The organism is Vibrio sp., assembly GCF_050299255.1.
Taxonomy (GTDB): Bacteria; Pseudomonadota; Gammaproteobacteria; order Enterobacterales; family Vibrionaceae; genus Vibrio.
Genome location: NZ_JBNKVP010000039.1, coordinates 25,428 through 32,540, shown reverse-complemented (window position 1 = coordinate 32,540; position 7,113 = coordinate 25,428). Strand labels below are relative to the sequence as shown.

Here is a 7,113-nt window from a genome sequence, read left to right as displayed (position 1 = left end):
GTGAGTAGTCCGCTGGAAGCTTAGTGCCAGATGGGTTGAACTCAACTGTTTTCTTAAACTCCAGGTGGTCTTGGAACAGTGGTTCGTTGGTCACAAAGCGCAGTTCATCATTTGCGCTGCCACGCCATACTTTCAGTTTGCCGCCTTCGTTAAGTTGGATAAGTGCCACATTACCCGCGTTGTCACGTAGGTTGAAGTGCGCAGGAACCGTGTGGTCCATTTCCATCAGAGGATCGGAAAATGCTGGTTGCCATTCGCCATTATCCAGGCCGTTGATCGCTTCTTCTACGGTTTTGTAGTTAGACGCAATAAAGGTTGCCAAAAGACCGTTGTTGACTGCAGGAGCGCCATTATCATTGTCTTTGTGTTGCTCCATGAATGGAGCGCTGGCTTCTTGGTATTGACCATGAACAGACAGGCCTTGGTCATTGACCGCATCGTAGGCAGTGCCGGCGAAAATTGGCTCGTCAGACATTGACATAGTTTTGTACTTGGTCGTCCACTTAGCTTGAGTTTTGTAGCTAGGTGCCTTTGATTCCATCGCGTAGCCAGCTGGAATGATTTTCGCACGTGCTTCTACGTGCTCGCCCCAGTCAAGAGAACGAGCAACCAAAGTACCGTAATCAGTCATAGCCGATACACTTGAACATGCGCTAGCAGTTGCGATAGCGCCGACGGTTGCGATGGTTGCGATTGATGCTGCAATTACAGTTTTTTTCATGGGAGTACCTCGTAGGGGTTTTCAATTCTAACCTTCGGAATCGTACTTCTGATTCGTTCATCCAGTACTATTTCCGGTCGATGGGTGTAGATTACTCCCGGATTTTGGTTTAACGAAAGTATGTACTATTGGAAAATCGAATAGGTTGGAGTCTCCGCAGACTGAAACCTGGAGGTTTAGATTCAGCCTCCGATTCTCGCTATAGAAGGGGGCGTTAAATGGATATATCAATATTGCAGCTAATATAAATTTATAGCGGAATTACATCGTTAACAGGATATATTAGGGCTGCTGTTCGGTATATATGGTGAGATATTTTTAATTTTTTCTTTTTCCGCATGCAGAATAAATGAAAATATTAAATTTAAAATTAACATCAAGTTCTTAAAGCTAATTAAATTCCCGCCATTTTTCTAATTTCCAATTTAATTTATTTTCATATTTAGATCTGGATAACACATTTGCATATTTATCATTGATAAAAAATCACCAAATCATAAAGTGAAACCGATTTCACTTTTCACCAATGGAAGGCAATATGTTTGACCTGAGCATTATCTACAGGTACTTGGATGACTTTATCAACGGCTTTGCTATTACTGCGTCTGTCAGCGTAGTTGCAATAGTGGGCAGTTTTATCGTCGGTCTGACGGTGATGTTTGCCTGCGTGGGTAGCAACCCCTGGCTTAGCCGGATCGGCTACGGTTACATCAACTGTTTTCGCAACGTACCTTTTATCGTCCAGGTATTTTTTATCTTCTACGGTTTACCTGAACTTGGGATATTTATCGATCCATATACCACAGGTGTTATCGCTCTTTCGTTTGCGGTCGGTGCTTACTGTGCAGACGTGCTCAGAGCCAGTGTGCTTCAGGTAGACAAGGAGATTATCGAGGCGGCCCAGTCGTTTGGCTTAAAGCGTTCATTAATTTATCGCAAAATCATTTTGCCGATTGCGCTGCGAAATTCGATTCGCCCGTTAGGCTCAATTTTCATCAACCTGATCCTGACTACGTCGATTCTTTCTACCGTTACGCTGAATGAACTTACCGGGGCGGCCAAAATTATTGCAGCGGAGACATTCCGTCCATTTGAAGTCTATTTCTTCCTGCTGCTGTTTTACTGCGTGTTGACTTACATTCTGTCGCTGCTGATCTCACGTCTGCACGCCAGCCTCAACAAGCAATTTGCTATGGAGGAGTAGTCGTGTCCAATAACGAATTTGTACCTTACGATTTAATTGTGTTGCTAAGTGGTATCGGTGTTTCACTACAGGTATTCCTCATTTCCAGCCTGATAGGTGCGGTAATCGGGACTATGCTCGCGCTCACCCGTCACTACCGTCTGGCAGGACTGGGCCCACTGGCGACTTTTGTTGGTGAATTTCTAAAAAACTCCCCGGTGTTGGTGCAGCTGTTTCTTATCTACTTCGGGCTACCGATATTTCTCGGTGTCGATATGACGGCGACCGAGGCGGCAATCATTACCTTGTCTGGCAATACCGCAGCGTTTGTCTCTGTGATTGTCGTGTCTGCACTGGCATCGATAGACAAAGGCCAGATAGAGGCCGCGCGGGCATTTGGCCTGTCTGAAAGGAAGATTCTGGCTAAGATTATCACTCCGCAAGCGCTGCTGGTGGCAATCGCGCCGTTGGTCGGACTGGCGGTGAACCAGCTGCAGGTGACCTCGTTGGTTTCTGTTATTGGTGTGATGGATATTACCAAGGTCGGTCAGATTCTCAATCAACGCACCTGGCAGCCATTTGTTGTCTGGCCGGTAATTGGTGCCAGCTACTTTATTTTGTCCTGGTTGCTTGCCAAGGGCGGGCAGCGGTTGGAAACCCGGTTAAAGAAACATCAGGACTGGGCCGGTATTTAAGGATTAACAATGATTAATATTGATAACGTCGAAAAAAGTTTCGGCACAACAAAAATACTTAATGGCGTGTCACTCGATATTCAGCGTGGTGATGTTGTCTCTATATTAGGTGCTAGTGGTTCGGGCAAATCCACATTAATTCGCTGCATCAATGGCTTAGAAAAATTAAATGGTGGCGATATTAATGTCGGTGGATTAACAGTTACCAATAAAAATGAATTGGCGGAAATAAGAAAAAAGGTCGCGACTGTATTTCAGCATTTTAATTTATATCCCCACCTATCGGTAATGGACAATATTACTCTGGCTCCGATTGAAGTATTGGGTGTGTCCAAATCAGACGCTGAGAAAAAAGCGCTGGAATTACTGACATTAGTCGACCTGGCGGACAAGAAAGACGCTTATCCGGCACAGCTTTCCGGCGGTCAGAAGCAGCGTATTGGTATCTGCCGCGCACTGGCGATGGAACCTGAATGTTTGCTGTTGGATGAAGTGACCAGCGCGTTAGACCCGGAGATGACATCAGAGGTACTAGACGTACTGGCAGAGCTGGCTAGTTCCGGCACAACGCTTATTTTCGTAACCCATGAAATCGCCTTTGCCCGCAAAATTTCCAATCGAATTATTTTCCTTGATGAAGGCAGAGTCCGGGTAGATATGGAAAAGGAACAGTTTTTCTCGGAAACGGGGGGGAAACAAGACCCTCGAATTAAACGATTTTTAGACAAGATGGACAGTAAATAATGATAGTGCTTTCAAATTCAGAGGCCTGGCCGGGCATTCAGGAAACCGCCGACATGTTGGACAACGGCGATAACGGCCTGGACGCGATTATTCATGGCATTGAAAAAGTAGAGGCTGAACCTTTAGTCAGAAGCGTCGGCTATGGCGGCTGGCCAAACTTGCTGGGTGATATGGAGTTTGATGGCGCGGTGATGGATGGCGATGACTTGCGTACCGGCGCTGTTGGTGCGGTTAAAGACCATTTCCATGTCACTCGTGTAGCCCGCAAGGTTATGGAAGAGCTGAATCACGAGATCCTGGTCGGCGAGGGCGCAACCCGCTTTGCCTATGAAATGGGCTTTCAGTGCAGCAACCCGCTAATGGAAGAATCGAGAAAAGTGTGGTTCGAAAAGTTACAGGAGATCACTGGGGAAGTAAACCCGGATATGTCGACCCGACCGCTGGCCAAACTCAACACCATGATTACCGATCCGGAAAAGGTGCGTGATACCACGGTGTTTCTAACCAAAGACAATCACCAAAGTATGTATGCCGCAACCAGCACTTCCGGATGGGCGTGGAAATACCCAGGGCGCCTGGGTGACTCACCGATTGTCGGCGCAGGCTTTTACGCCGATAGCCGTTACGGTGCGGCCGCCTGTACACACACCGGTGAAATGACTATTCGAGCCAATACGTCGTATTCGATTGTGATGGCAATGAGGTTAGGTTACTCGCTGGATCATGCCGTGGATATGGCAATTGAAGAGTTGAAATCACTACAAGGAGGATTTCTGGCTGGGGTCGTTATTCATGCCATCGACAAACACGACAACCACCGTGTTGTGAACGTTGGCTGCGACGAAGAAATTAAATATTGGCTTTACAAAACAGGTATGGAAAAACCGCAGCAATTAATTGCGGAAAAATGTTAACTATGGAGTAGGATAATGAAATTAAAGACTTTATTGGCAACAATGTTAACCGGTGTGATGGCGCTAAGCTCGACGGCAGCACTGGCAGGTAAGCTGGATGATATTCGCGAGCGTGGTTACATCAAAATTGGCGTGTCACTGGGCGGTGAACCGATAGGTTTCCGTGACGCGAAAAACCAGCCAGCAGGCTACGACGTTGACCTGGCTAACCGTCTGGCGGAAAAACTGGGAGTGGAAGCCCGTTTTACTGATGTCCACGGTGACGCAAGGGTCTCGATGCTGTTCTCAGACCAACTGGATGCGGTTATCGGTAATATGTCGGCGACGCTGGAACGTGCTAAGTCAGTTAACTTTTCTATCCCTTATGCGCGCGCCGGTTTACGGGTAGTGCATCAAAAAGGTCTGGCGATTAATTCATTGCAGGATTTATCCGGCAAAAAAGTGGTGGTCGGCCGTGGCTCTACTGGTGAAGCATTCCTGAAGCGTGCGGTACCTGGCGCTGAGCTAGTCTACACCGATAACTTTGCACCAGACGGCATTCTGCTGCTGCGTCAGGGACGGGTTGATGCGGGAATCGAAGACAGTTCACTGATTGATTACCTGGCCACCAAGAATGACAAGCTGGTGACGTTACCTGGTCTGCACTCAAATGATCCTATTGCGATCGGTGTTCGCAAAGGTGACCAGGAGTTCTTACGCTGGATGGATATGTTCGTCTCGGATTACATCAATTCTGGCGATTATGAAAAGTCTTACCATAAATGGTGGGGTGGCGATGCAAATCCACCTAAGCTAGTAGGTGTCTGGTAAGATTACCGAAATGGGTAAAAGTTTTAAGTAACAGATTAAGTTACTAATTTTGCTATCTGCCTCTCCCGTGTTGGGAGAGGCGTATTTGACCACAGTCGTTATGTAGATGAGATAAGCAGCAAATGAATCATATAAATGTTGAAGTGTGTATCGACAATATTGAGTCTTTGCACACTGCGATAGAGGCGGGTGCCGATCGCATAGAGTTGTGTAGCTCGCTGGCTTTAGGAGGCATTACTCCGACCATAGGCCTGACCCGTTGGGCTATCAATCGTAATATACCAATCTACGCTATGATTCGCCCACGAGCCGGCGATTTTCTTTTTTCTAAAGACGAGATTGCACTGATCAATGATGAGATTCAGTTTTTCCGCGCTACCGGTGTCGATGGTATTGTGATTGGGGCGTTAACTGAACGAGGAGAGATTGACCAACACGCTATCAGTCAATGGGTAAATAGCGCCGGGGGGCTGGGAATTACCTTCCACCGAGCGTTTGATCTTGTCGCAGACCCGAAGCGGGCGTTAGAACAAGTGATTGACCTCGGCTGTGAACGGGTGCTGACTTCTGGTCTGGCAGCCAATGCTGTTGAGGGCATTACGACAATTCGCCAGTTGGTTAACCAGGCGGGCAACCGGATTTCCATTATGCCGGGATGTGGTGTGAATCAAACTAATGCTCAGCAGATTATTGATATGACCGGTGCCACTGAGATACATTTATCAGGTAAAAAACAAAGACCTAGCAAAATGCACCAGACTGATTCGGCCGCCGCGATGGGCAGTCATGCGGACAAGGATAGTGTTATTGAGGTCACCGACTTTCAGATAATTCATCAGGTAGTGAAGCAACTCAATGACCATTAAACAACCTCTTCCCACATTAGATGACGTAGCCGCTCTGGCTGGTGTATCAAAAGCTGTCGCTTCCAGAGCCTTGTCCGGCAAAAACCGTCCGATATCTGCCGATAAAAAACAGAGGGTTCTGCAAGCGGCGGAGCAGCTTGGCTATGTCGCCAACCCGTTTGCCCAGAGCCTGAGCAATAAGTCGACTGGGTTGATCGCGATTGTTGTTAACCATATTGCTGATATTAGTGACCTGAACTTATTTGACTCACTGATCCAGGCGATTCAGGGGCTGGGAAAACAAACCCTGTTTATCCGCTTGCGCTCTGAGCAGGATATCGCCGAAATCAAGCGCAATCCATTTGTCCACCGGGTGGATTCTGCGCTGATTTTTTCCGATTTGATTGAACCGGAAGAGGCGCCGAACCTGTTCTACACCGATAAAGTGATCATGCTTAACGGCAAGAAAAACTCCAATGGATTGTCGGTGACCATCAATGAAGCGCCGGGCATCGAACAGGCTGTTCGCCACGCCCATGAGCAAACTGCCAAGCAAGCGTTACTCTTGTGTGGCCGAGAAACCTCTCTGGTCGAACAGCGCCGGATAGAGTGTTATCAGCAGTTAATGTCAACGCTGGGTATCAAGTTGATTGCATTGGGGTACTGCGATTATGGCTACGAGACCGCTTTGGCTTACCTTAATTCTCAGCCAGCTCCCGAGAGTGAGGGATTAGCGGTATTCTGTACTTCCGATTCAATGGCAATGGCAGCGGTGGACTATTTCCGTTTGGTGGCACCTGAGCTGATTGAACGCAAAGCGATATTTGGTTTCGACAACACACCGTTTTCTCGATTGGGCAGCTATTCATTTTCGACCATAGGTTATTGCACCGAGCAGTTTATTACTGCCATTGTAAAGCTACTGGAACAAGCTGAGTTTGCCACTCTGGACCAGCAACACCTCTCCATTGACAGTCACTTCTATCGTCGCTGACCTTTTCCTCTCCAATTTCTCCTGTGTTTTATCGAAGCTCCAGTTGGTAAAACACAGTAAAAATACGGTATGTCATGTTAATTGAACTGCAGGCACGGTTTTAGATCGCCAGGATATTAGTGTGTTGCGGTTTATAAAAAATCGGTTCTGCTACCACGGTCAAATTAACCAACATTAACGACTGCGTAACAATTGACACCCCAATAC

General features: G+C 47.2%; 8 protein-coding genes. 7 read left to right on the top strand and 1 reads right to left on the bottom strand.

Going from position 1 to position 7,113, the window contains the following annotated elements:
- Positions 1–721, bottom strand: a 721-nt coding sequence (locus ACQY6F_RS11730) for a linear amide C-N hydrolase (protein WP_428774565.1), incomplete at its 3' end; no start/stop codon positions are given.
- Positions 722–1,259: 538 nt separating this feature from the next.
- On the opposite strand from ACQY6F_RS11730, the gene ACQY6F_RS11725 reads away from it, so the two are divergent.
- The 7 genes from ACQY6F_RS11725 to ACQY6F_RS11695 all read left to right on the top strand — a co-directional run bounded on the left by ACQY6F_RS11725 (position 1,260) and on the right by ACQY6F_RS11695 (position 6,906).
- On the top strand, positions 1,260–1,925 hold the full coding sequence (locus tag ACQY6F_RS11725; RefSeq protein WP_428774564.1) for an amino acid ABC transporter permease: 666 nt from the start codon (positions 1,260–1,262) through the stop codon (positions 1,923–1,925).
- A 2-nt stretch (positions 1,926–1,927) separates the two neighbouring features.
- Positions 1,928–2,599 (top strand): amino acid ABC transporter permease, encoded by a 672-nt coding sequence (locus ACQY6F_RS11720; RefSeq protein ID WP_428774562.1) that lies wholly within the window; start codon positions 1,928–1,930, stop codon positions 2,597–2,599.
- A 9-nt stretch (positions 2,600–2,608) separates the two neighbouring features.
- Positions 2,609–3,343, top strand: a complete 735-nt coding sequence (locus tag ACQY6F_RS11715; protein WP_428774561.1) for an amino acid ABC transporter ATP-binding protein — start codon at positions 2,609–2,611, stop codon at positions 3,341–3,343.
- A complete protein-coding gene (locus ACQY6F_RS11710; RefSeq protein ID WP_428774559.1) occupies positions 3,343–4,257 on the top strand; it encodes a N(4)-(beta-N-acetylglucosaminyl)-L-asparaginase in 915 nt (304 codons plus the stop codon). The genes ACQY6F_RS11715 and ACQY6F_RS11710 overlap by 1 nt, the downstream gene beginning before the upstream one ends.
- Positions 4,258–4,272: 15 nt before the next feature.
- Positions 4,273–5,067 (top strand): transporter substrate-binding domain-containing protein, encoded by a 795-nt coding sequence (locus tag ACQY6F_RS11705; RefSeq protein ID WP_428774557.1) that lies wholly within the window; start codon positions 4,273–4,275, stop codon positions 5,065–5,067.
- Positions 5,068–5,189: 122 nt separating this feature from the next.
- Positions 5,190–5,933: a copper homeostasis protein CutC gene (locus ACQY6F_RS11700; RefSeq protein WP_428774555.1), complete on the top strand. Its 744-nt coding sequence runs from the start codon at positions 5,190–5,192 to the stop codon at positions 5,931–5,933.
- Positions 5,923–6,906 (top strand): LacI family DNA-binding transcriptional regulator, encoded by a 984-nt coding sequence (locus ACQY6F_RS11695; protein WP_428774553.1) that lies wholly within the window; start codon positions 5,923–5,925, stop codon positions 6,904–6,906. The genes ACQY6F_RS11700 and ACQY6F_RS11695 overlap by 11 nt, the downstream gene beginning before the upstream one ends.
- The last annotated feature ends 207 nt before the right edge of the window (positions 6,907–7,113 follow it).

What these genes read in the sequence shown, in the direction of transcription:
- ACQY6F_RS11700 (WP_428774555.1), top strand. Translation starts at nt 5,190, where the DNA reads ATGAATCATATAAATGTTGAAGTGTGTATCGACAATATTGAGTCTTTG.
- ACQY6F_RS11705 (WP_428774557.1), top strand. Translation starts at nt 4,273, where the DNA reads ATGAAATTAAAGACTTTATTGGCAACAATGTTAACCGGTGTGATGGCG.
- ACQY6F_RS11715 (WP_428774561.1), top strand. Translation starts at nt 2,609, where the DNA reads ATGATTAATATTGATAACGTCGAAAAAAGTTTCGGCACAACAAAAATA.
- ACQY6F_RS11695 (WP_428774553.1), top strand. Translation starts at nt 5,923, where the DNA reads ATGACCATTAAACAACCTCTTCCCACATTAGATGACGTAGCCGCTCTG.
- ACQY6F_RS11725 (WP_428774564.1), top strand. Translation starts at nt 1,260, where the DNA reads ATGTTTGACCTGAGCATTATCTACAGGTACTTGGATGACTTTATCAAC.
- ACQY6F_RS11710 (WP_428774559.1), top strand. Translation starts at nt 3,343, where the DNA reads ATGATAGTGCTTTCAAATTCAGAGGCCTGGCCGGGCATTCAGGAAACC.